A 22,495-nucleotide genomic window follows, 5' to 3' on the forward strand; every position below is an offset into this window, starting at 1 on the left:
TGTAGCGCCTACCAGTAGGCAGCTGTCAAGTGGTACCGGCGTGGCGTTTCCGCAGCCAGGGGGAATGGGGCAAAGTAGGCACCGTCAATTGGTAGGCATACAACCGCCACCGACCGGCCCAAAGCTGGTAGGAGGGTAGTTCGGAGGATCTGTTGCAGGGATCGGGCGATCCAACGCAAGCTTCAGCGGTGCCCACACTCGCCGATCTCATCAGTGCCCGAAAGTCGGAGCGCGGCTGGTCGTACCAGCAGCTCGCCGGACGGGCAAACGATGTGGTCTCGAGGCAGCGCTGGCAACAGCTGGGCACTGGCGTTCGGATCAAAGAGTTCCCGGAACCCACGACCATTCAGGCCATCGCCGATGCACTTGAAGTCGACGTGACCCTGGTGGTGTTGAGCGTGGCGCGAAGCATCGGCTTTGCGGTACGCACCCAGGACTCTTCTCTTGCGGCGATGTTGCCGCCGGGCGCCGACGAACTGAACGAAGAGCAGCGAGACGCTGTGCTTGCAGTAGTGCGAGCCATGGCGCCACGTCGGACGGCAGGAGTCGCCAATGACACGAACCAGAAACCGGGGACGGAAGCGAGCGGCCAGGAGCTCGGCAGCTCAGGCCGCGGCGCGGAAAGCTCAGGAGCCCCCATGAAGCTCGCGGTGGAATCCCGGCATCTCTCCTCGGCGTCGAAGCCGGAGCCGACGCCTGAGCAGCTCGCGGAACTGGCCCGCGTACAGAAGGATTGGAAGGACCGAGTCAAGCCCACAGAGTGGACCCTGAACGATCAAGGTCAGGTCGTTGACCGTCACGGCGTGCCTCCGTTCGACGAATCCAAGATGCTCGCGGCACACCGGATCCCCGACGAAATGGCAGGCGTGTACCCGCCAGAGGTTGAGGTGGAGCCAGACCAGGATGGCCCGGAGTTCGGAGCATGAGCGCAGAGGTCGAACCTTCCAGTGAACCCACGACTGAGGTCGAAAACCAGGACTGGATCGCCACGGTTGGGCATCGTCCGAAGCCTGATTTTGTTCCGGAATTCGGGGCTGAACTGGCTGAAATAACAGTTGGTGCCTGCACTCCCGGAAACGCAAGTGCAGTACGGGTAGCGAAGACGATTCGCGCCGACCTTGTTGCCTTGATGTCGCGCGCACACAAAGGGTCAGTTCGACGAGGGCAAAATGGGGACCTCGATGAGTACGAGTACCCGGTTTCCATCGACCGGGATCCGATCGGCGAACTGCGGCATCCCACAGATAAGGAGAAGCACATCGGTACCTGGCAGTACCGGATCTACTTCGGTGCACCCTCCGAAGACACTGATGTGCTTGTGTGGCTGCTACCGGGGCGAAAGCAATCAAGCAAGTACGACCCAAACTGGTTCGTTGTTCAGAACGGCCACATAGCTTCGGCCAAGGACCGGATGGCTCGCTGGCGCACCGAATGGGCGGCCCGACGCTTCCCATAGAAGTCAGTTGCGGTTAACCTCAACTCATGACTGACTTCGAGGATCTCGCTCGTGACCTTGGGATCGATCTTGACGATCCCGAGGAGCAGCTGGCGCGCGACCTTGCAGAGGCCGACGACAATCTGTTGGAGGACTTGGTCGCGTTACGTCACCGCCGCGGGCTGAAACAACAGGACATCGCTGACGCCATCGGTCGACATAAGTCTTCGGTATCGAACTTCGAGCGCCTCGGTGCCGATCCTCATATGTCGACGATTCGCAGGTATGCGGCAGCAGTTGGCGCTCGGGTCCGGCATATCGTCGAGCCGGTCGACGGCCTGGAGCACACATGCGATGGCACAAACTTTACGGAACACGTTGAGAGTGAGCTGCGACCGTCGGAACCAACCAGTCGTTGGCAACGTGATGCGATTGCGTCATTGGTGGTCAAGTCGGGAGAACTTCTGTCGCTCGGCTCCGGCGCCTTTGTTCCCATTGGCGCCGGCACACCAAAAAGTAGCTGGCAAAAGGTTGAAGGAGTCAAAATTCGGATTCAGTCAAAGCCGAGGTCGCAAAGCGCGCATGCGGCTGGGGTTTCGTAGTGCCGAAGTCTAAGGTGCGAGCTCAATCGAAGACTCACCGGGCGACAGCTGGCAATCAGAGAAAGTCAGTCCGCAGGCCTGCTGTTTCGATCCGGCTTGATCGGATCGAGACATGGCGGGTAATTGCCGACCGTTGGCGCGATCACGAGGATGCACCCGACTGGTTCAGTGGCGAGTCGGGATTTGGAAACATCAGCGTTTCGCCCGAATCGGATAGTCAAGTCGCCGTAGCCATCGAGTTTCAATCACGGGGCGAGGGAAACGTCGCTGTCCTTGTCGAACAGGTGGCTTTCTACGACATCGCAGACGGTGATGGGGCGAGAGTTGACGATACGATGTCATTTCTAACTACCGTGGGGCAAGACGCAGCGACGAACATCGCAAACCAGGCCATCGTCGATATTGCTCCATTCATGCGCGAAGCTGTTTTTAGCATTACCCACCGTATTAGCCCTGAGCCACTTTTCCTCGACGGCGCGCCCGCGTTGCTGCCTGTTGGAAGCCTGAAGAAGATGTAGCTGGATACGAAGTTCGCGAGTGGCCACCGACGTCCGCAGGCCGTGGTCGACCCCTGCTGCGACGCCTTGGTGGGAGGGGTGGTCGCTCGATTGTGATCCACATCATCGAACATTTGTTCGCAAATTCCTAGCGAACCACTCGGTCGGCTTCGTATGGTGCCGTCATGCCCATCTACAACCCGTGGCGGCAACTCCGAAATATGTTCCCGCACGTAACAGTAACGACGCACCAGGCGTTGCCCGCCCTTTTGCAAGGTGCACTGTCGCGAGACTGGATCTACATCGACCGCAATCTCGGGCAGGCGGGCAGGCGGTGCACCCTCGCCCACGAGCTGGTTCACCGAGAGCGCGGCACCGTATGCGCACCCGACCGGTACACGCGCGAAGAGCAGGCCGTCGATGAGATCGCCGCGCGTCGGTTGATCACGACAGACCGGCTGGTTGATGCGCTGCTGTGGACCGGGTCCCGGGCCGGCGTGGAGGCGGCAGACGAGGTGTGGTGTAACGCCCACATGCTCGGCGTGAGGGTTCGCACGCTGACAGCCGATGAGCGCGCACTTGTGGCGAAGGAACTGCAGAGAAGGCAACCGTGGTGAAACGCGACGAACCCCGTTGCCAACTGGTGACGTTGGAGGATGGAACCCAAGCCCTTGTTCGATTCGGGCTGACCGAAGGCCGGAGCCGCAACTCTCAGTGGGACGCTGAGGTAGAAGCGCGGGACCCCGAAGGTCATGAATGGGGTGCATGATCAACGCCAGTAAAAGAGAAGCACCCCCGCGCTCATAGGAGGTGAGCGCGGGGGCGAGGCGAAACCAGTGGCAGTTTCAAGAAGGAGGGTACCAATGTTGGATCACCGACGACCTGCCAATACCTCGCGCGCGACGGCACGCTGATGGGGCATGTGCAGACCCGGGAGCGCGGCGGGAAGAAGCGATATGTCGCTCGCTATGTCGGTCTCGACGGCAACGAGCATACGAAAACCTTCGACAGGAAGGGCGACGCTGCCGACTGGCTGAACGAGAAGGAAAGCCGGGTTCGAACGGGGGAGTGGATCGATCCGAAGCGGGCGAAGATCACTGTCCGCGAGTGGTGTGAGGAATGGTACTCGGGCCGGACAGGCATCGCCCCGGCAACACTCCTGCAGTACCGCACGATCCTCGACCTCGACGTTCTGCCGGCATTCGGTGACATGCCACTCCGCGCGCTGACGCCGTCACAGCTCCGAACATGGGTGGCGCAGCTGACCGGCGCACGTCCGTGGGCGCCAGGCCTGAAGCCGATGGCGTCGTCGACCGCGACGACCAGGCGGATGATCTTCGGATCGATCCTGAAATCAGCGTTCGAGGAAGGGCTGCTGCCGCGGTCCCCCATGATCGGGGTGCGACCACCGCAACGCGACGTTGAGATTGAGCCCGTCGACCCCGATCTGCTGCCAACGCCCGGCGAAATCTGGTCGCTGTACGAAGCAGCGCCGCCGGTTCTCTGTGAGGCGATCATCGTGGCCGCAGGTTCCGGCCTACGCCAGGGCGAACTGCTCGGCCTTCGCTCCCGCAACGCCCGTATCCTCCGCAGGGAACTGGAGGTCGTCGAACAGGTCCGTACCGACGGGCCCGGCGAACCGGTATACGTGCCACCTAAGACACCGCGGGCGCGGCGCCGGATCCCAGTCGGCGACGAGGTATGCCTGGCGTTCGCGCGACACCTCGAGCAATGGCCGGCCGAGTCCGATCAGGCTGTGTTCCGGACAAAGGCGGGGCGAAGATGGCGGCGAACCACGTTCGCCGCGGCGTGGGGAGGCGCGAAGGAGAAGGCCGGCATCCGGGACTCGCTCCGCTGGCACGAGCTGCGCCACTTCTACGCCTCGACACTGATCTCCGGTGGCGCGTCGGTGCGCGAGGTAATGGACAGGATGGGGCACGCTAGTGCAGAGGAAACTATCCGGCGGTACTCCAGGCTTTGGCCGGACCGCGAGGAGACGACCCGCACGATCGTCGACGCTGCGTTGAGGTCCGGCATACCCCGTAGGGGTACTGCCCAAGGTGCAGGTTCCGCCGAGTGACGGGACCGCGACGGGACCGGGCCGCGGCGAAAACTCTGTCACCAGCTAGGTTCCGCTGGATCGGTGTGTGTCCGGCTTACACGCCAACTCGTCCGCCTCACCCTTGTACCAATCGGCGAGGTCACGGCCCCGACTGGCGAATAACAAACAGACCGGTTACCATCTTTCCCGCATCGGCCCGACCGACCCGAATCGGGGTCGATGTCGGGGCCCGTCGCTCACAACCGTGGGCGACGGGCCCCACTATCGGCGGCAGTAGATGTTACTCGTGATAGCGGTAACATCTGTCCATGGACTTGCCCCACGACATCGCCGGCTCCGGCCCCACCCTCGTACTCGTGCACGGGGTGGTGCATCGCCGGCAGGCCTGGAACGCCCTCCTGGACCAGTTGACGCCCTACCGCCGGGTGGTCACCGTCGACCTTCCGGGGCACGGAGAATCGGCCGCACTCGACGACGGCCCGGACATGATGGATCAACTCCTCGAGGAACTGAGCGGGTTCGTCCGCTCGGTGACGCCGGCCGGGGAACGGCCGCACGTCGCGGGGAACTCGCTCGGAGGCTGGCTGTCCCTCGCTCTGGCGGCCCGGGGCGAGGTCGCCTCGGCCACGGCGCTCTCACCGGCCGGCTTCTTCGTCAACAATGCCGATCAAGCACGGACCATCTACACGTTCCGCGCCCTGCGCGGACTCGCCCGGGCGATGGGTCCGAACGCTCCGAAGGCTTTGCGATACAAGGCCGTCCGCTATCCCTCGCTCGCCGCCTTCTTTGCCCGGCCCAGCCGGGTGCCGTACGAGGACGCCGTGATCGACACGCACTCGCTCACTACGAATGCCCTGGTCGACAAGGGGATGACAGCAAAGTTCGATCTCCCGCCGGTCGTCGACGCGACGGTTCCCGTCACCGTGGCGTGGGGGCGGCGCGACCTGATTCTGCCGGTGTATCAGGCACGACGCGTGCGCCGATTCTTCCCGCAGGCGCAGATACTGGTCCTGCCCGGCATCGGGCACGTCCCGATGACCGACGACCCGAATCTGATCAGCACGATTCTGCTCGGCGGCAGTTCGGCGAGTGCCGGCGACTCCCGGAACTGACCTCGGTCCTACCGCGCCTCGGCGACGACGCCGGCACCGAAACCGAACAGGACCGTTCCGGTGATCCGATCCAGGACCCGTCGCACCGACGGCTTCTCCAGCGTGGTGCGCGCCCGGGTCAGCAGGAGGCTGTACGCGCCGAGCCAGACGATCCCGAGGAGCCCGTGAACGAGCACGAGCAACGCCAGGGTCGGGGCGGTCGGCCACCCGGGCGGAACGAGTTGCGGGAGCAGGCCGGTGTAGAACACCGCGATCTTGGGGTTCAGGAGGTTCGTCAGGAACCCGGCCCGCCAACTCGATCCCGGCGACGGAACAGGTGCCGGTTCGACCGCGGCGGTGCGTCGTCGCGACCGGCTGCGCCAGAGGGTGGAGAGCCCCAGATACACCAGGTACATCCCGCCGACGATCTTCACGACGGTGTACGCCTCCGCGGAGGCGGCGAGCACCGCTCCGAGCCCGACGACGGTCAGCGCGCCCCACACCGTCAACCCGGCGACCACACCGAATGTCGCCCGCAGCGCGGCGCCGCATCCACCGGACAGGCCCGCGCGCGTCACCACCGCCATGTCCGGGCCGGGAATGACGGTCAGGAGCCCGAGCACCGCGAACGCGGTCACCACGACACCGATCATGGGGTCAGTATGTCGGGCGCGCTCAGCGCAGTGAAATCCACACCTGCGACTTGCCGAGCACCGCGTGTCCGTCGAAGGTCACCGTCAGGTCGATCCGGGCGGTGCCCGCGGCCTCGTCGACCTGCGCGGCCTTCGCGACGACCTCGACGACCGCGCCCTCGTCCGGGGCGACGATCACCGGCTTGGTGAAGCGGGCGCGGTATCCGGTGACGCGTGCCGGGTCGCCGAGCCAGTCGACGACGCACTGCGTCGCCAGTCCCAGCGTCAGCATGCCGTGCGCCAGCACGCCCGGCAGGCCCACGGCGTCCGCGACGTCGTCCCGGTAGTGAATGGAGTTGAAGTCGCCGGACGCCCCGGCATAGCGGACCAGGGATTCGCGGGTCACGTGATATCGGGACTTGGCGACGGTGTCGCCGAGCATGATTCGCCCCGGGGACGTCATTCCTCCCCCCTGACGAACAGGGTCGACGTCATGGTGCTCACGTGATCGCCTGTGGCGTCGAGGATCTCGATGTCGGCGACGAGCAGTGTGTGCGGGCCGCGCGACGTCACGTTCGTGACGGTAAGTATCGCGGAGAGTTCGTCGCCCGCCACGACCGGGCGGACGGACGTAGCGTGCTCGGTGCTGTGCACCAGGTTGACGGGCTCGATTCCCGACGTCGGATCCGCGACGAGCTGCGCCAGTGCACGTTCCTGCACGATGACGGGAAACGTGGGCGGGGCAACGAGATCGGCGTGACCGGCGGCGCGGGCACTGTCGAGGTCGAACGACGTCGGGTTGGTGGCGAAGACGGCGCGGGCGAATTCCCTGATCTTCTCGCGGCCGACGAGGTAGGGCTCGGTCGGTGGGTAGACACGACCCTCGATCGCTGGATTCACTGCCATCAGATCAGCCTAGAGACGTGCAGTCCCCGGGGCAGGGCGAAGCGTTCGGACCAACGTCACGAATGTGTCGCGGGCGTGCCTGCCCCTTCACAGCGAAGCCCCCGCCGGACGTGTCCGGCGGGGGCTTCGAGGTATCGACTGATCGATAGCCGTCAGACGGGATCGACCATCAGCAGTTGGGCCCAGTAGGTGGCGCCTTCGGCACCGAGGTAGGGAAGTAGCTGATCAAAAATGATCGTTGACATGCTCGCTCCATTCTCTGTTCGGGCACTGCGCCGGAAAGGCGAGCCATCGGCACCGCACTGACCGGCGCCGGGGACCGTATCACCGGACAGGTCTCCGAGGGTAACAGTCTGAGCGTGATCCACAACCCCACACGTCCCACCGGTGCCACACTGAGGGAATGACTGACGAAGATCATCTCTGGTACTACAACGTCGACGACGGCACGGTCACGCAGGGGAAGGCGGCATCGTCGATGTCCCGGATGGGGCCGTACCCCGACCGCGCGTCCGCCGAGAAGGCGCTGCAGATCGCCGCGGAGCGGAACAAGGCGGCGGACCGGGCAGACGAGGAGTGGAACAACTAGCGTTGCGGAAAGGGTGTGTGTGAGGTGCCGATGAGTCGTTTCGTTGCGCGCGGAATCGATTTCGGCACCGTGCGCACCGAATTCCACCTGCCGGAGGGGTATCCGCCCGCGGCGGTCGCGCAGGCGCGGGCGGCATCCGACCGGTACGCGTCCGAGCGGGAGGACCGCACCGATCTGGCGTTCGTCACCATCGATCCGCCCGATTCCATGGATCTCGATCAGGCGCTGCATCTGGAGCGGACACACGGCGGATTCGTCCTGCACTACGCGATCGCGGACGTCGGCGCGGTCGTGGAGCCCGGTGGGGTGCTCGATGTGGAGACCCGCAAACGCGGGCAGACGTTCTACCTGCCCGACGGCAAGGTGCCGCTGCACCCGAAGGAGCTCTCCGAAGGATCCGCGAGTCTCCTTCCGGACGAGGATCGCCCAGCGGTGGTGTGGCGGATCGAACTCGACGAGTCGGCCGAACCGGTATCCTGCACGGTGTCCCGTGCCACGGTCCGTTCCGTGGCACGGCTGGACTACGCCGGTGTGCAGGCCGATGCGGAGGCGGGACGACTGCATCCGTCGATCGCGTCGCTGCCGGAGTTCGGCCGGCTCCGCACCGCGGCGGCGGTGGCGCGCGGCGCGATCGAACTCCGGCTCCCCGAGCAGGAAGTGGTGCCGGACGGGGACGGCTGGCGCGTCGACCTCGCGCCCCGCACCGAGGCCGACGACTGGAACGCCGAGGTCTCGCTCCTCACCGGAATGTGCGCCGCGGCCATGATGCTCGACGCGAAGGTCGGGTTGCTCCGCACCCTGCCGCCCGCCGGGCCGGACGCGGTCGAGGCGCTGCGACGCACGGCGTCGGCGTTGGGGATCGACTGGCCGCAGAGCGTCGGGGTAGGTGAACTCCTGGCGCGGCTCGATCCGAATTCGGCGTCGACGCTGGTGCTGATGACCGAGGCGCCGTCACTGCTGCGGGGCGCTGACTACGCGGCGTTCGACGGCGCCCTGCCCGAATTGACGACGCACGCCGCCATCGGCGCCCCGTACGCCCACGTGACCGCGCCGTTGCGCCGGCTCTCGGACCGGTATTCCACGGAGGTGTGCCTCGCCGTCACCGCGGGAACACCGGTGCCGTCCTGGGCGCGAGAAGCGCTGGGCTCGATGCCCGAGATCATGGTTGGCTCGGATTCTCTCGCGAGCAAGATCGACCGTGCCTGCATCGACCTCACCGAAGCGACCGTGCTCGCCGACCGGGTGGGGGAGACGTTCGACGCGACCGTGCTGCGGTCACGGAACGGCAAGCGCACCGCGGACGTGTTCGTCCCGTCCGTGTCCGTGATGGCGAAATGCGTGGGCGACCCGGCCGAGGGCGAACAGGTGAAGATCAGGCTCGTCTCTGCCGACGTCGCGAAGCGGACCGTCGAGTTCGGTTACCCCGCATAGCGGGTCAGTCGCGGAACCGGTCCGTTGCCTCGACGAGGTGATGCACGATGCCCGGCTCCATCGCGGAGTGTCCGGCGTCGTCGACGATCTCGAGCCGCGAATCCGGCCAGGCCCGGTGAAGCGCCCACGCACTGGTCGCCGGGCACACCACGTCGTAGCGTCCCTGCACGATCACGCCCGGAATGCCGTCCAGTGCGGCGGCGTCCCGGAGAAGCTGACCCTCGTCCAGGAAGCCGCGGTTGTGGAAGTAGTGGTTCTCGATGCGGGCGAAGGCCAGCGCGAACCTCGGCTGGGACGTCTCCACCACCCGTTCCGGTTTGGGGAGCAGCGAACTCGTCGCGCCCTCCCACGTGGACCACGCGACCGCGGCCCGCGTCGCGACGTCGGGATCGTCGGACTGCAGGAGCCGGTGGTAGGCCTCGACGAGGTCGCCACCCCGCTCCGGTTCCGGGACCGGAGCCAGGAACTCCTCCCACAGTTCGGGGAACAGGTGTCCGGCGCCGCCGTTGTAGTACCAGTCGATCTCGCTGCGGCGCAGCAGGAAGATCCCCCGCAGCACCAGTTCGGTGACCCGGTCCGGATGCTTCTGGGCGTAGGCGAGAGCCAGTGTGGAGCCCCACGACCCGCCGAAGACCTGCCACCGGTCGATGCCGAGATGGGCGCGCAGCAACTCCACATCGCCGAGGAGACGGCCGGTGGTGTTGACCGACAGATCCGCCCCGTCGGCGACGTGGGGTGTGGAACGTCCGCATCCGCGCTGGTCGAGGAGCACGATCCGGTACACCTGCGGGTCGAAGAACTGTCGTTGCGCAGGATCGGTGCCGCCCCCGGGCCCGCCGTGGAGGAACACCGCCGGCTTCCCGTCGGGGTTGCCGCTCTGCTCCCAGTACATCTGCTGTCCGTCGCCGACGTCCAGATGCCCGAACTGGTACGGCTCGAGCGGCGGGTACAGGGTGCGCAGCTGGGTCACGTCGGCCTCAGAACCCGATCAGGCCGGACGCCAGATCGGGGATCTCCAGCGCGGTCACCGCCTCCTGCCGGATGCCGGGGCAGGCCGCCGTCGTGATCACGTCGATCCGGCCCCGGTCCTGCAGGAAATCGAGCGCGTTGAGGTTGTTCTGCGTGATCCATGTGCCGACGAGACCGTTCAACCCGGTCTTGCCGATGGTCGGGGTGTAGGTGCGCCAGCTCTGCAACTGACCTTCGAGGTCGGTGCACAGCTGGGCGGCCTGCGCCTCGGTGACGCCACCCGGCACGAGGGCGGTGCCGGGTACCGCGGTGGTGGCCGGCGCCGGGGGTGCGGTGGTGCCGGGCGCGGGTGCGGGGCCGGGGCCGGCGCACCCCGTGACGACCGCCGCGGCCGCCACCGTCCCGGCCGCCATCACGGCCAGGCGGTGACGCCGTCCGGTGCCGTGCACGTGTCGCTGTCCCATGAACATCCCCTCGAGTGTGTGCCGGCCCGGTGAGTCGAGGACGGCCTAGAAGCTGTGCTCTTCCGCCGGGAACGTTCCGGCGCGTACCTCGGTCGCGTATGCGGCGGCCGCGCTGCGCAGCTCGTCACCGACGTTACCGAAGCGCTTGACGAACTTCGCCGTCTTGCCGCTGGTGTAGCCGGCCATGTCCTGCCACACGAGGACCTGGGCGTCACACTCGACGCCCGCTCCGATGCCCACGGTGGGGATGGTGAGCTTGCGGGTGACCTGGCCTGCGATCTCGGCGGGCACCATCTCCATGACGACGGAGAACGCGCCGGCCTCCTGCACGGCGATCGCGTCGGCGACCAACTGCTCGGCGGCGTCGCCGCGGCCCTGCACGCGGAAACCGCCGAGCGAGTTCACGCTCTGCGGGGTGAACCCGACGTGTGCCATGACGGGGATGCCTGCCGCGGTGATGGCGGCGATCTGCGGCGCGACGCGCTCGCCGCCCTCGAGCTTGACCGCGTGGGCCAGCCCCTCCTTCATGAACCGGGTCGCGGACGCGAGGGCCTGTTCGGGGGAGCTTTCGTAGCTGCCGAAGGGGAGGTCCGCCACCACGAGAGCGTGCGGCGCACCGCGGACGACGCCGCGAACGAGGGGGAGGAGTTCGTCGATCGTGACCGGGACGGTGGTCTCGTATCCGTAGACGACGTTGGCGGCCGAATCGCCGACGAGGAGAACGGGAATCCCAGCTTCCTCGAAGATGCGGGCGCTGGAGTAGTCGTAGGCGGTGAGCATCGCCCAGCGTTCACCCTCGGCCTTCATGGCCTGCAGGTGGTGGGTTCGGGTCTTGCGCTTGGGAACGTCGTGCGATGGTGCTGATCCGTAGAGCCGATCTTCTGACGTGCTCGCGGACGACTTGCTATCGGACATCGTTGTCCCTTTCTGGCCTCGAGGCCCTTGACGGGTCCCCGGGTGCGGGTGATGACGCCTACAGTCTGCCACCGGCCCGCGGGGGAGCGAAGGGCTCGCGCGGGTGCGATAGGTCACACCCGCTGCCTGTCCTCTGACCTGCGGGAAGGCCTGTCGGCGCAGAACCCCTGGCACGATCGTCCTATGTCGAAGAGTGCTCGAGTACCGGCCGCGTTCGCCGGGTGCATCGCCGTCCTCCTTGTCGTCGCAGGCTGTGCGGGAGGCGGACGGGACGCCGGTGAGGCAGTCGCCGAACCGTCGGCGGCCGAGGCGGCTCCGGCCGGGCCGATCCCCGCCGGGCTCGAGGAGTACTACACGCAGCAGGTGCAGTGGGCCTCGTGCGAGGGATACAGCACGGACGGGTCTCCGCTCGGCGACACTCTCGACTGCGCGAAGGTGACCGTGCCGAACGACTACGCGAATCCCGGGGGCGCCACCGCTCAGATCGCCGTCTCCCGGTCGAAGGCGACCGGCGACAAGGTCGGATCGCTGCTCGTGAACCCCGGCGGCCCGGGGGCGTCCGGTATCGGGCTGGCGTCCGTGGCCGACGGCACCGAGATCGCGGAGCGGTTCGACGTCATCGGTTTCGATCCGCGCGGCGTCGGCGCGTCCACCCCGCAGGTGACCTGCCTGACCCCGCCGGAGGTGGACGCCAGACGCAAGGACGACGACGTCGACATGAGTCCCGCCGGAATCGCGCGGACGGAGGCCGAGAACCGCGAGTACGCGGACAAGTGCGCGGACCGGACCGGTGTCGACGTCCTCGCGCACGTCGGCACGTACGACGTGGTGCGCGACATGGACGTCATCCGGGCGGTGCTCGGTGACGAGAAGCTCAACTACCTCGGCTACTCGTACGGCACCCGGCTCGGCTCGACGTACGCGGAGACGTTCCCGGGCAACGTGCGCGCGATGGTCCTCGACGGTGCCCTCGATCCCGAGCAGGACCCGACGGAGGAAGTGATCCTGCAGGCGGCCGGATTCCAGTCCGCGTTCGACGCGTTCGCCGCGGACTGCATGCAGCAGCCGGACTGTCCGCTGGGCACCGACCCGGCACAGGCGAACGCGAGGTTCCGGGCGCTCGTCGACCCGCTGATCGACAAGCCGGCCGCGACCACCGACCCGCGCGGACTCAGCTACACCGATGCGATCACCGGCGTCCAGCAGGCCCTGTACTCGCCGAATCTGTGGGGCCCGCTCCGCGGCGGTCTGGAGAGCCTGCAGACGGGGACCGGTGATTCGCTGCTCATGCTGGCCGATCTGTACGAGGGGCGCGCCGACGACGGCACGTACTCGAATCTCAACGACGCGTTCAATTCGATCCGCTGCATGGACGATCCGCCGGTCACCGACCGCGCGGTCGTCGGGGAGGCGGACTTGCGGTACCGCCAGGCGGCGCCGTTCCTCGACGACGGTCGCGGCACCGGCAGCGCGCCGCTGGACGTGTGCGCGTTCTGGCCCGCGCCGAACACGGGCGCGCCGCACACGGTGTCGGCGCCCGGGATCCCGCCGGTCGTCGTCGTGTCGACGACCGAGGATCCGGCGACGCCGTACCAGGCGGGTGTGGATCTGGCGAAGCAGATGAACGGCTCGCTCGTCACGTACCGGGGCACTCAGCACACCGTCGTTCTCGACGGCGAGGCGTGCGTCGACGACGCTGTTTCGGACTATCTGGTCGACCTCGCGGCGCCGGCTGCGGATCTGGCGTGCTGACCCATGCCTGTGACGGGATCGGCCGAGGTGCCCGCACGCTGGCACGATGCGGAATCCGGCAGAGTCGAATCAACGAAGTAACACAGATTTAACGAACTTTGCTTACTCTCGCGGACATGGATCGCCAAAAGGAATTCGTGCTTCGCACCCTCGAAGAGCGCGACATTCGGTTCGTCCGATTGTGGTTCACGGACGTTCTCGGATACCTGAAATCGGTGGCGATCGCCCCCGCGGAACTGGAAGGCGCCTTCGAGGAGGGCATCGGCTTCGACGGATCCGCGATCGAGGGCTTCTCCCGGGTGTCCGAGGCGGACACGGTCGCGAAGCCGGACGCCTCCACGTTCCAGGTGCTGCCGTGGAGTTCGAGCAAGGGGCACCAGCACTCCGCCCGCATGTTCTGCGACATCGCCATGCCCGACGGTTCGCCCTCCTGGGCGGATTCGCGGCACGTGCTGCGCCGTCAGCTGAACAAGGCGAGCGATCTGGGCTTCAGCTGCTACGTGCACCCCGAGATCGAGTTCTTCCTCTTGGAGAACGGGCCGATCGACGGCACGCCACCGAAGCCCGCCGACTCCGGCGGCTACTTCGACCAGGCCGTCCACGACTCCGCCCCCAACTTCCGCCGGCACGCCATCGACGCACTCGAGTCGATGGGCATCTCCGTCGAGTTCAGCCACCACGAAGCGGCCCCCGGCCAGCAGGAGATCGACCTGCGGTACGCGGACGCCCTCTCGATGGCCGACAACGTGATGACGTTCCGCTACGTCGTCAAGGAGGTCGCGATCGCCGAAGGTGTGCGCGCCACGTTCATGCCGAAGCCGTTCAGCGATCAGGCCGGTTCGGCGATGCACACCCACATGAGCCTGTTCGAGGGCGACACCAACGCCTTCCACAACCCGGACGATCCGATGCAGCTGTCGGAGACCGGTAAGGCGTTCATCGCCGGCATCCTCGAGCACGCCAACGAGATCAGCGCCGTCACCAACCAGTGGGTCAACTCCTACAAGCGGCTGATCCACGGTGGCGAGGCCCCGACCGCCGCGTCCTGGGGTCCGTCCAACCGGTCGGCGCTGGTCCGCGTCCCGATGTACACGCCGAACAAGGCGTCGTCGCGCCGCGTCGAGATCCGCAGCCCCGATTCGGCCTGCAACCCGTACCTGACGTTCGCGGTGCTCCTCGCCGCGGGTCTGCGCGGAATCGAGAAGGGCTACGAACTTCCGCCGGAGGCCGAGGACGACGTGTGGGCGTTGACGTCGGCCGAGCGCCGCGCCATGGGCTACCGGGAACTGCCCGGCAACCTCGACGGCGCGCTGCGCGAGATGGAGAAGTCGGAGTTGGTGGCCGAAGCACTCGGCGAGCACGTGTTCGACTTCTTCCTGCGCAACAAGCGTCGCGAGTGGGAGGAGTACCGGAGCCACGTGACGCCGTTCGAACTCAAGACGTATCTGGGGTTGTGAGCAAGAGCATGGTGAAGCCTCCGGCAGCGCGTTCTGCCGTTCCCGGCCCGGGTCGCCTGGGTCTCGTCGAGCCGACCGCTCCGTCCGAACTCCGCGATCTGGGCTGGGTCGGTGAAGACAGCATCGAACTGCTCTGGTCGTTGTCGCGGGCCGCGAACGCCGACCTCGCCCTCCGCACCCTGGTGCGCCTGAAGGACGGCCTCGGCGAGGACTGGGCCGAACTCGATGCGGCGCTCCGCACCGACAAGGGCCTTCGTGGCCGGCTGTTCGGTCTGTTCGGTGCGTCCAGCGCGTTCGGTGACCATCTGGTCGCGGATCCCGCGTCCTGGAAGATCCTCGCCGGCGACGTCCGCCTCCCGTCGAAGGACGAGGCGACCGCCACGATGATGGCCTCGGTCGGGGCCGAACCCGAGGAAGGCGCCCACCCGGACGCCAACCTCTACCGGGCGAAGGTCACCGGACCCGATGCCATCGCGGCGCTGCGCAAGACGTACCGCGACGAGCTGATGCTGCTCGCCGCCGTCGACCTCGCGGCGACTGTCGAGAACGAACCGGTACTTCCGTACCAGACGGTCGGGCATCAGCTGTCCGATCTGGCGGACGCCGCGCTGAACGCCGCCCTCGCGGTGGCCGTCGCAGCCGTGTGCCCGGACGCCCCCTGCCCCGTGCGGCTGGCGGTCATCGCCATGGGCAAGTGCGGTGCCCGCGAACTCAATTACGTCAGCGACGTGGACGTGGTCTTCGTCGCCGAACCCGCCGACGCGACCGCCAGCCGGATCGCGGGCGAGATGATGCGCATCGGCTCCTCGGCGTTCTTCGACGTGGACGCCGCGCTGCGGCCGGAGGGCAAACGCGGGGAACTCGTCCGCACCCTCGAATCCCACGTCGCGTACTACAAACGCTGGGCCAAGACCTGGGAGTTCCAGGCGCTGCTCAAGGCCCGCCCGATGATCGGCGACGCCGCGCTCGGACAGCAGTACGTCGACGCCCTCAGCCCGATGGTGTGGACCGCGTCGGAGCGTGAGGACTTCGTTCCCGAGGTGCAGGCGATGCGCCGCCGGGTCGAGGAGATGGTTCCGCCGGAACTGCGCGAACGCGAGCTGAAACTGGGACGCGGAAGTCTGCGCGACGTCGAGTTCGCCGTCCAGCTCCTGCAACTCGTGCACGGGCGCGCGGACGAGGCTCTGCACGTCCAGAGCACCATCGACGCGCTGACCGCTCTCGCCGCCCGCGGCTACGTGGGTCGCGACGACGCCGCGAATCTCGCTGCGTCCTACGAGTTCCTGCGGTTGCTCGAGCACCGGCTGCAGTTGCAGAAGCTGCGGCGCACACACACCCTCCCGCCCGCCGACGACGAGGAGGCGCTGCGCTGGCTGGCCCGGGCGGCGCACATGCGGCCGGACGGCAGCAAGGACGCGCTCGGCGTTCTCAACGCGGAGATCAAGCGCAACTCGCACCGCGTGCGGCGCCTGCATGCCAAGCTGTTCTACCGGCCGCTACTCGAATCGGTGGCGCGCATCGACAAGGAGGCGCTGCGGCTGAGCCCGGACGCGGCCATCCGCCAGCTGGCGGCGCTGGGTTACACCGCCCCGGAGAACGCGCTCGGCCACCTCACCGCTCTGACCAGCGGCGCGTCCCGTAAGGGCCGCATCCAGGCGCTGCTGCTGCCGACCCTGCTCGAATCGCTCGCCGACACACCGGATCCCGATGCGGGTCTGCTCGCGTACCGGCGGCTGTCGGACGCGATGACCGATCAGACCTGGTTCCTCCGGCTGCTGCGTGACGAGGCGTCGGTCGCCGAGCGGCTGATGACGGTGCTGGGATCCTCCGCCTACGTTCCCGACCTGCTGATCAAGGCGCCGGACGTGGTGCGCCTGTTCGCGGATTCGCCGGCCGGACCACGACTGCTGGAGTCGAAGCCGGAGGACGTCGCGCGCGGCATCCTGACGGCGTCGGCACGCCACGACGACCCGGCCCGCGCGATCGCTGCGGCGCGGTCGCTGCGCCGCTACGAGCTGGCGCGTATCGCGTCCGCGGACATCCTCGGCATGCTCGACGTGCAGGGCGTGTGCAAGGCGCTGTCGTCGGTGTGGGCGGCGGTGCTCAATGCTGCCCTGGCGGCGGTGATCAAGGCGAGCGAGAAGGAACTCGGCACGCCCGCTCCCGCGACATTCACGGTGATCGGCATGGGCCGGCTCGGTGGCGGTGAGCTCGGCTACGGCTCCGACGCGGACGTGCTGTTCGTCTGCGAGCCGCGCGAGGGGATCGACGAGACCGTCGCCGTCAAGTGGGCCAACAGCATCGGCGACAAGGTGCGGGCCCTGCTCGGCGCGCCCAGCACCGATCCGCCGCTCGAGGTCGACACGGGCCTGCGCCCGGAGGGTCGCAGCGGCCCGATGGTGCGCACCCTGGCGTCCTACGAGGCCTACTACGCGCAGTGGGCGCAGGCCTGGGAGATCCAGGCGCTGCTGCGCGCGCATCACGTCGCGGGCGACGCCGATCTGGGGCTGCGCTTCCTGCACATGATCGACAAGACCCGCTACCCGGAGGGCGGGGTGTCGGAGCAGGCGGTGCGCGAGATCCGGCGCATCAAGGCGCGCGTCGACTCCGAGCGGTTGCCGCGCGGCGCCGACCCCGCGACGCACACCAAGCTCGGGCGCGGCGGCCTCGCCGACATCGAATGGACCGTGCAGCTGATCCAGCTTCGGCACGCCCACGAGATCGAGTCGCTGCACAACACGTCGACGCTCGAGACGCTCGACGCGATCGGCGCGGCCGAGTTGCTCAGCGAGTCCGACGTCGAATTGCTCCGTGACGCGTGGATCACCGCGACGAAGGCGCGCAACTGCCTGGTGCTCGTCCGCGGCAAGGCCACCGATCAGCTGCCCGGTTCGGGCCGGGTGCTGTCCGCGGTCGCGCAGATCGCCGGCTGGGGTGGCGGCGATGCGGGCGAGTTCCTCGACCACTACCTGCGGGTGACCCGGCGGGCCAAGGCTGTGGTGGAGAGAGTCTTCGGGGAGTGATCGCCACCTGGGGGGTGCGGGCACTGACGGCCCTCGGATGGCTCGCGGTGCTCGTCGGCGTGTTCGGCGTCGTGCTGAGATTCCTCGACGTCCAGAACCAGCGCCTGCTCGTGCTGGCGTCTGCGGCGCCGTACCTGATGGCCGTCGCCGCGGTCGGGGTGCTGTTGCTCGGAATCACCCGGCACTGGATCGGTTTCGGCGTCGCGTTGACAGTGGCCGCGGTGGCCACCCTGTCGCAGGGCCCGCTGTACGTCGCGAACAGTTCGGTGACGGCGTCCGGGCCGGAACTGACGGTGATGCAGGCCAACATCTGGCTCGGCAACGCGGACGCCGACTCCCTCGTCCGGCAGATCCGGGACCGCGGCGTCGACGTGCTCACCGTCAACGAACTGACACCGGAGGCCGTCGACCGGTTGGTGGCAGCGGGAATCGAATCGACCCTGCCGTTCTCGTTCCTCATGCCCGGCAGCGGCGGCGAGGGAACCGGGATCTGGAGCCGGTACCCGCAGACCGACAAGGTCCACCACTCGGAATTCGTCCTGTCCGCGCTGTCGGCCCGGGTGGAACTCCCGGACGGTGCGAGCACGGCACTGTACGCGTTCCACCCGGTTCCGCCGTGGCCGTCGGATCCGTCGCTGTGGTCGCGCGAGATGGACCGCATCAAAGCCATTCTCGACGCCGTCCCCGCCGACTCGGGACCCGTGATCGTCAGCGGCGACTTCAACTCCACCCGCGACCACGTGAAGTACCGCAACCTCGTGACCGGACGCTACCGCGATGCCGCCGACCAGGTGGGTGCCGGAATCCAGAACACGTATCCCGCCGACCGGCAGCCGTTGCCGCCGATGATCGCGATCGATCACATCGTCACGAGCGGCGCACAGGCGCAGTCCGTGGAATCGGTGGTGCTGACGGGTTCGGATCATCGCGGCCTGATCGCGAAGATCGACCTCGGCAGCTGACCGTCACGGCAGCGTGACGAAACCCTTCTGCACCAGCCAGTCCCGGGCCACGTCCGCCGGTTCCTCGCCCTCGACGTCGACCCGGCGGTTCAGTTCGGTGATCTCCTCGTTGGTCAGCGCCGCGGAGATCGGGGCCATCACCTCCGCGACCTGCGGATGTGCCTCGGCGAAATCCTTGCGCATGGTGATCGCCGGGTTGTACTTCGGAAAGAACTGTCGATCGTCGTCCAGCAGCACCAGATCGAGCGCGATGATGCGGCCGTCCGTCGTGAACACCTCACCGAACTTGCACTGCGTTCCGTCGGCGGTGGCCTGATAGATGATGCCGGTCTGGAGAATCTGGCGGTTCGCGCGGGCGGGGTCGAAGCCGTATTTGGCGGCCATACCCGGGAACCCGTCCTGGCGGACGTTGAATTCGGTTTCGACGCAGGTCGTCGCGGCAGCGGGGTCGCGGTTGACCAGATCCGCGTACTCCGACAGGGTGGTGATCCCGGTTTCCTCCGCGGTCTGCCTGCTCATCGCGAGTGCGTACGTGTTGTTCATCGGGGCCGGATCGACCCACACCATGCCGTTGCTGTCGAGGTCCTCGTCGCGGACCGCCTCGAACTGCGCGGTCGGGTCGGGGATCGGAATCTCGTTGCCGAGGTAGTTGATCCACCCGGTCCCGGTGTACTCGTAGGTGACGTCGATCTGCCCGTCCAGCTGGGCGTCCCGTGTGCTGTTGGACCCCTGGATGTTGGTGAGGTCGCGCACCTCGGCACCGGCGGCACTGAGCGCGAACTCGATGATGTACCCGAGGGTGACCTGCTCGGTGAAGTCCTTGGAACCGACGGTGATCTTGACACCTTCGAGTTCGGGGACGGGCTGGATGCTGCCCGGTTCCACCGACAGCGGCAGGGCGCCACCGGATTCGAGGCCGCAGGACGCTGCGAGGACTCCGCAGAGTGTGACGGCCGTCGCGGCAATCGCCTTCCGGAGATGGTTCATCAGCGCAGCCCCTTCGGGCCGAGGAACTCCTCGGCCAGGGCGCCGCACCAGTCGACGAGCAGCGCGAGCGCGACCGCGAGCACGGCTCCGACCACCAGGGTCACGTTGTCGCGCAACTTGTATCCGGTGTCGATGAGGATTCCCAGACCGCCGGCGCTGACGAGGAAACTGAGCGTCGCGGTGCCCACGGCGAGCACGAGCGTGGTGCGCAGTCCCGCGAGGATGTACGGGACGGCAAGTGGGAACTCGACCTTCCGCAGGACGAGGCCGGCGGTCATGCCCTGTCCGCGCCCGGCGTCGATGACGGCGGGATCGACCTCCTGCAAACCCAGGATCGTGTTCCGGAGAACGGGCAGGAGAGAGTAGAACGCGATGGGGAGCACCCCGATCCAGAATCCGGTGGTCCCCGTCGCGAGGAAGAGCAGCACCAGCAGTCCGATGGCCGGCGCGGCCTGTCCGATGTTGGCGATTCCGAGGAAGATCGGTGCCAGCTTGGTGAACCCGGGCCGCGTCAGCAGGATCCCCAGCGGGACGGCGACGACGACGACGATCGCGACCACCGCGGCCGTGATCAGCACGTGCTGCCACGTCAGGGTCGCGATGTTGGCGGCGTTGAGGCTGCCCTTCTGCGTGGCGGTGAGTTCGCGGTTGAAGGCCCAGGCGAGCACACCCACCACCAGGATCACGACGATGATCGGCTGGACCAGCAAGCGGGCCCGCTCCGACCGCCGGGCGGCAGGCGCGGTGGGCTTCGTGGCGACGGCGGCCGTCATGACGGTGTGCCGCCCTCGCGCGCCCCGTCCTGCTGCGGCTCGCCGTCCTCGTCGTCGTGCGCGTGTTCCTCACGCATCGCGGACAGGTGCGTCACCAGTGTGTCGATCGTGATCAGGCCGCGGTACTCGCCCCGCCGGCCGGTGACGATCGTCGACGCACTGCTCTCCGCGAGGAGCGCCTCGAGGGCGTCCTGCAGCGTCGACTGGGTCGACACCACCTCCTCGATCGGGTCGCCGATGTCGCGCAGCGACGTGGCGTTGGCCAGATGCCGCAACGACACCCAGCGGGTCGGGCGGTCCCGCGCGTCCAACAGGACTCCCCACTTATCCTTGCGGGGTGCGATCGCCGCCCGCAGATCGTCCACCGACCCGTCCTCGTACGCGGTGGGGCAGTCGAGGAGTTCGACCTCCGCCACCCGGGTGAGCGTCAGCTGCTTCAGGGAGGCGTCCGCGCCGACGAATCCGGCCACCATGTCGTTCGCCGGATGGGCGAGGATCGCCTCCGGGGTGTCGTACTGCATGATGTGCGACTGGTTGCCCAGCACCGCGATCCGATCGCCCAGCTTGACCGCCTCGTTGAAATCGTGCGTCACGAAGACGATCGTCTTGCCGAGATCGGACTGCAGTCGCATCAATTCGTCCTGCAGCAGTCCGCGCGTGATCGGGTCGACCGCGCCGAACGGCTCGTCCATGAGCAGCACCGGGGGATCGGCGGCCAGCGCCCGCGCCACCCCGACGCGCTGCTGCTGACCGCCCGACAACTGCCGGGGGTAGCGCTCGCGGTAGAGGTCGGGTTCGAGTCCGACGAGGTCGAGCATCTCGTCGGTGCGGTCGGCGATCTTCTTCTTGTCCCAGCCGATCAGACCGGGGACCGTGCCCACGTTCTTCGCGATCGTGAGATGCGGGAACAGTCCGGCCTGCTGAATCGAGTAGCCGATGCCGCGCCGCAGCTTGTCCGGGTCGATGGACAGGGCGTCCTTGCCGCCGATCGTGATCTTCCCCGACGTCGGTTCGATGAGCCGGTTGATCATGCGCATGGTGGTGGTCTTGCCGCAGCCGGACGGGCCGACGAGGACCACGATCTCCCCGGCGGGGATACGCATCGACACGTTGTCGACGGCCGCCTTCTCCTGGCCCGGGTAGCTCTTGACGACGTCTTCGAGGACGATGTCCACTCCCGAGACGGTGCTTCCGTTGGTGTGCGGTGTATCGAGGTCAGTCACGGATCCCCCTGGAGGTGGTGAGTCGGCCGATGACGGCGAGGACGCCGTCGAGTACGAGGGCGAGGATCACGATGAGAACGGTCCCTGTGAGGGCCTGCGGTATCGCTGTCGGGCTGCCGACGCGGGACAGTCCCGAGAAGATGAGGTTGCCGAGCCCGGGCCCCTTGGCGTAGGCGGCGATCGCGAGGATGCCCATCAGCATCTGGGTGCTCACCCGCATGCCCGTCAGGATCGACGGCCAGGCGAGCGGGATTTCGATCCTGCTCAGCACCGTCGTGCGGCTCATTCCCACACCCCGGGCGGCGTCGGTGATCGCGGGGTCGACGGAGGCGAGTCCGAGGATGGTGTTCCGGATGATCGGGAGCAGTGCGTACAGCACGAGAGCGGTGACGGTGGGGGCGACGCCGAGTCCGAGGATCGGGATCAGCAGGCCGAGCAGGGCGAACGACGGGATGGTGAGGATCGTGCTCGCGAGTGCGGTGGCGATCGCGGAGCCGGCCGGACTGCGGTACACGAGGATCCCGATCGCCACCGCGACGATCGTGGCGATCACCACCGACTGCACGACGGCGCTGACGTGCAGGAAGGAGTCGGTGAGCAGTTGCTGCTTCCGGGCGGAGACGAAGTCCCACAGTTGCTGCATGTCCAACCGTGAACACCTTTCTCCAGATGTGAAAACAGACCTCGGTCCTTCACAGTGCTCTGTACCCGAAGATCGCGCAGGT

Annotated in this window: 23 protein-coding genes; 13 read left to right on the plus strand and 10 right to left on the minus strand. The window is 67.3% G+C overall.

Annotated features, from left to right (window positions below; all coding sequences use genetic code 11):
* Positions 1-188 precede the first annotated feature (188 nt).
* The 7 genes from JVH1_RS31805 (at position 189) to JVH1_RS31835 (ending at position 5,708) form a co-directional block, all read left to right on the plus strand.
* The gene (locus JVH1_RS31805) at positions 189-926 is read left to right on the plus strand and encodes a helix-turn-helix transcriptional regulator (protein WP_043778173.1); all 738 of its coding nucleotides are present in this window, start codon (positions 189-191) and stop codon (positions 924-926) included.
* On the plus strand, positions 923-1,456 hold the full coding sequence (locus JVH1_RS31810; protein WP_157173942.1) for a hypothetical protein: 534 nt from the start codon (positions 923-925) through the stop codon (positions 1,454-1,456). The genes JVH1_RS31805 and JVH1_RS31810 overlap by 4 nt, the downstream gene beginning before the upstream one ends.
* Positions 1,457-1,482: 26 nt before the next feature.
* On the plus strand, positions 1,483-2,037 hold the full coding sequence (locus JVH1_RS31815) for a helix-turn-helix transcriptional regulator (protein WP_051033655.1): 555 nt from the start codon (positions 1,483-1,485) through the stop codon (positions 2,035-2,037).
* Positions 2,037-2,555: a hypothetical protein gene (locus JVH1_RS31820; RefSeq protein WP_157173941.1), complete on the plus strand. Its 519-nt coding sequence runs from the start codon at positions 2,037-2,039 to the stop codon at positions 2,553-2,555. Before JVH1_RS31815 ends, JVH1_RS31820 begins: the two co-directional genes overlap by 1 nt.
* Before the next feature lie 164 nt (positions 2,556-2,719).
* Entirely contained in the window at positions 2,720-3,151 is a 432-nt protein-coding gene (locus JVH1_RS31825) for a hypothetical protein (RefSeq protein ID WP_009473824.1), read from the plus strand.
* 296 nt (positions 3,152-3,447) lie between these two features.
* Complete coding sequence (locus JVH1_RS31830; protein WP_043778169.1) at positions 3,448-4,614, plus strand: site-specific integrase; 1,167 nt, start codon at positions 3,448-3,450, stop codon at positions 4,612-4,614.
* Positions 4,615-4,904: 290 nt separating this feature from the next.
* The gene (locus tag JVH1_RS31835; RefSeq protein ID WP_009473822.1) at positions 4,905-5,708 is read left to right on the plus strand and encodes an alpha/beta fold hydrolase; all 804 of its coding nucleotides are present in this window, start codon (positions 4,905-4,907) and stop codon (positions 5,706-5,708) included.
* Between the two features lie 8 nt (positions 5,709-5,716).
* Here the strand turns inward: JVH1_RS31835 and JVH1_RS31840 are convergent, their stop codons facing one another.
* Genes JVH1_RS31840 through JVH1_RS31850 form a run of 3 tightly spaced genes read right to left on the minus strand, consistent with a single transcriptional unit; the run spans position 5,717 to position 7,225 of the window.
* The gene (locus JVH1_RS31840) at positions 5,717-6,340 is read right to left on the minus strand and encodes a LysE family translocator (RefSeq protein ID WP_009473821.1); all 624 of its coding nucleotides are present in this window, start codon (positions 6,338-6,340) and stop codon (positions 5,717-5,719) included.
* Between the two features lie 22 nt (positions 6,341-6,362).
* On the minus strand, positions 6,363-6,782 hold the full coding sequence (locus JVH1_RS31845; RefSeq protein WP_043778167.1) for a MaoC/PaaZ C-terminal domain-containing protein: 420 nt from the start codon (positions 6,780-6,782) through the stop codon (positions 6,363-6,365).
* Entirely contained in the window at positions 6,779-7,225 is a 447-nt protein-coding gene (locus tag JVH1_RS31850) for a MaoC family dehydratase N-terminal domain-containing protein (RefSeq protein ID WP_043778165.1), read from the minus strand. The genes JVH1_RS31845 and JVH1_RS31850 overlap by 4 nt, the downstream gene beginning before the upstream one ends.
* A gap of 403 nt (positions 7,226-7,628) precedes the next feature.
* Between JVH1_RS31850 and JVH1_RS31855 the strand changes: the two genes are divergently transcribed.
* Together JVH1_RS31855 and JVH1_RS31860 are read left to right on the plus strand one after the other, a co-directional pair.
* Positions 7,629-7,814: a hypothetical protein gene (locus JVH1_RS31855; protein ID WP_009473817.1), complete on the plus strand. Its 186-nt coding sequence runs from the start codon at positions 7,629-7,631 to the stop codon at positions 7,812-7,814.
* A gap of 30 nt (positions 7,815-7,844) precedes the next feature.
* Positions 7,845-9,245 carry an RNB domain-containing ribonuclease gene (locus JVH1_RS31860; RefSeq protein WP_043778222.1) on the plus strand — a complete coding sequence of 467 codons (1,401 nt, stop codon included), beginning with the start codon at positions 7,845-7,847 and terminating at the stop codon, positions 9,243-9,245.
* Positions 9,246-9,249: 4 nt separating this feature from the next.
* Here JVH1_RS31860 and pip read toward each other — a convergent pair whose 3' ends face one another.
* Genes pip through panB form a run of 3 tightly spaced genes read right to left on the minus strand, consistent with a single transcriptional unit; the run spans position 9,250 to position 11,593 of the window.
* The gene (gene pip / locus JVH1_RS31865; RefSeq protein WP_009473815.1) at positions 9,250-10,215 is read right to left on the minus strand and encodes a prolyl aminopeptidase; all 966 of its coding nucleotides are present in this window, start codon (positions 10,213-10,215) and stop codon (positions 9,250-9,252) included.
* Between the two features lie 7 nt (positions 10,216-10,222).
* Entirely contained in the window at positions 10,223-10,684 is a 462-nt protein-coding gene (locus JVH1_RS31870) for a hypothetical protein (RefSeq protein ID WP_009473814.1), read from the minus strand.
* Positions 10,685-10,723: 39 nt separating this feature from the next.
* Positions 10,724-11,593, minus strand: coding sequence for a 3-methyl-2-oxobutanoate hydroxymethyltransferase (gene panB / locus JVH1_RS31875; protein ID WP_009473813.1), 870 nt, complete (start codon positions 11,591-11,593; stop codon positions 10,724-10,726).
* A 183-nt stretch (positions 11,594-11,776) separates the two neighbouring features.
* Between panB and JVH1_RS31880 the strand changes: the two genes are divergently transcribed.
* From JVH1_RS31880 to JVH1_RS31895, 4 genes are all read left to right on the plus strand, one after another.
* Positions 11,777-13,345: an alpha/beta hydrolase gene (locus JVH1_RS31880; RefSeq protein WP_009473812.1), complete on the plus strand. Its 1,569-nt coding sequence runs from the start codon at positions 11,777-11,779 to the stop codon at positions 13,343-13,345.
* Between the two features lie 116 nt (positions 13,346-13,461).
* Positions 13,462-14,802 (plus strand): type I glutamate--ammonia ligase, encoded by a 1,341-nt coding sequence (gene glnA, locus JVH1_RS31885; RefSeq protein WP_005247775.1) that lies wholly within the window; start codon positions 13,462-13,464, stop codon positions 14,800-14,802.
* An 8-nt stretch (positions 14,803-14,810) separates the two neighbouring features.
* On the plus strand, positions 14,811-17,825 hold the full coding sequence (locus JVH1_RS31890; RefSeq protein WP_043778219.1) for a bifunctional [glutamine synthetase] adenylyltransferase/[glutamine synthetase]-adenylyl-L-tyrosine phosphorylase: 3,015 nt from the start codon (positions 14,811-14,813) through the stop codon (positions 17,823-17,825).
* A complete protein-coding gene (locus JVH1_RS31895) occupies positions 17,822-18,787 on the plus strand; it encodes an endonuclease/exonuclease/phosphatase family protein (RefSeq protein WP_009473808.1) in 966 nt (321 codons plus the stop codon). Before JVH1_RS31890 ends, JVH1_RS31895 begins: the two co-directional genes overlap by 4 nt.
* A gap of 3 nt (positions 18,788-18,790) precedes the next feature.
* On the opposite strand, the gene JVH1_RS31900 is transcribed toward JVH1_RS31895, so the two are convergent.
* From JVH1_RS31900 to JVH1_RS31915, 4 genes are read right to left on the minus strand one after another with little or no spacing between them, the layout of a single operon-like run.
* Positions 18,791-19,774, minus strand: a complete 984-nt coding sequence (locus tag JVH1_RS31900) for a glycine betaine ABC transporter substrate-binding protein (RefSeq protein ID WP_009473807.1) — start codon at positions 19,772-19,774, stop codon at positions 18,791-18,793.
* Positions 19,774-20,547 carry an ABC transporter permease gene (locus JVH1_RS31905; protein ID WP_043778163.1) on the minus strand — a complete coding sequence of 258 codons (774 nt, stop codon included), beginning with the start codon at positions 20,545-20,547 and terminating at the stop codon, positions 19,774-19,776. The genes JVH1_RS31900 and JVH1_RS31905 overlap by 1 nt, the downstream gene beginning before the upstream one ends.
* Positions 20,544-21,770 (minus strand): ABC transporter ATP-binding protein, encoded by a 1,227-nt coding sequence (locus JVH1_RS31910; RefSeq protein ID WP_009473805.1) that lies wholly within the window; start codon positions 21,768-21,770, stop codon positions 20,544-20,546. The genes JVH1_RS31905 and JVH1_RS31910 overlap by 4 nt, the downstream gene beginning before the upstream one ends.
* Positions 21,763-22,413 (minus strand): ABC transporter permease, encoded by a 651-nt coding sequence (locus tag JVH1_RS31915; protein WP_029537312.1) that lies wholly within the window; start codon positions 22,411-22,413, stop codon positions 21,763-21,765. The genes JVH1_RS31910 and JVH1_RS31915 overlap by 8 nt, the downstream gene beginning before the upstream one ends.
* Positions 22,414-22,495: the final 82 nt, after the last annotated feature.

This window comes from Rhodococcus sp. JVH1 (genome assembly GCF_000280725.2).
GTDB classification, from domain to species: Bacteria; Actinomycetota; Actinomycetes; order Mycobacteriales; family Mycobacteriaceae; genus Rhodococcus_F; species Rhodococcus_F jostii_A.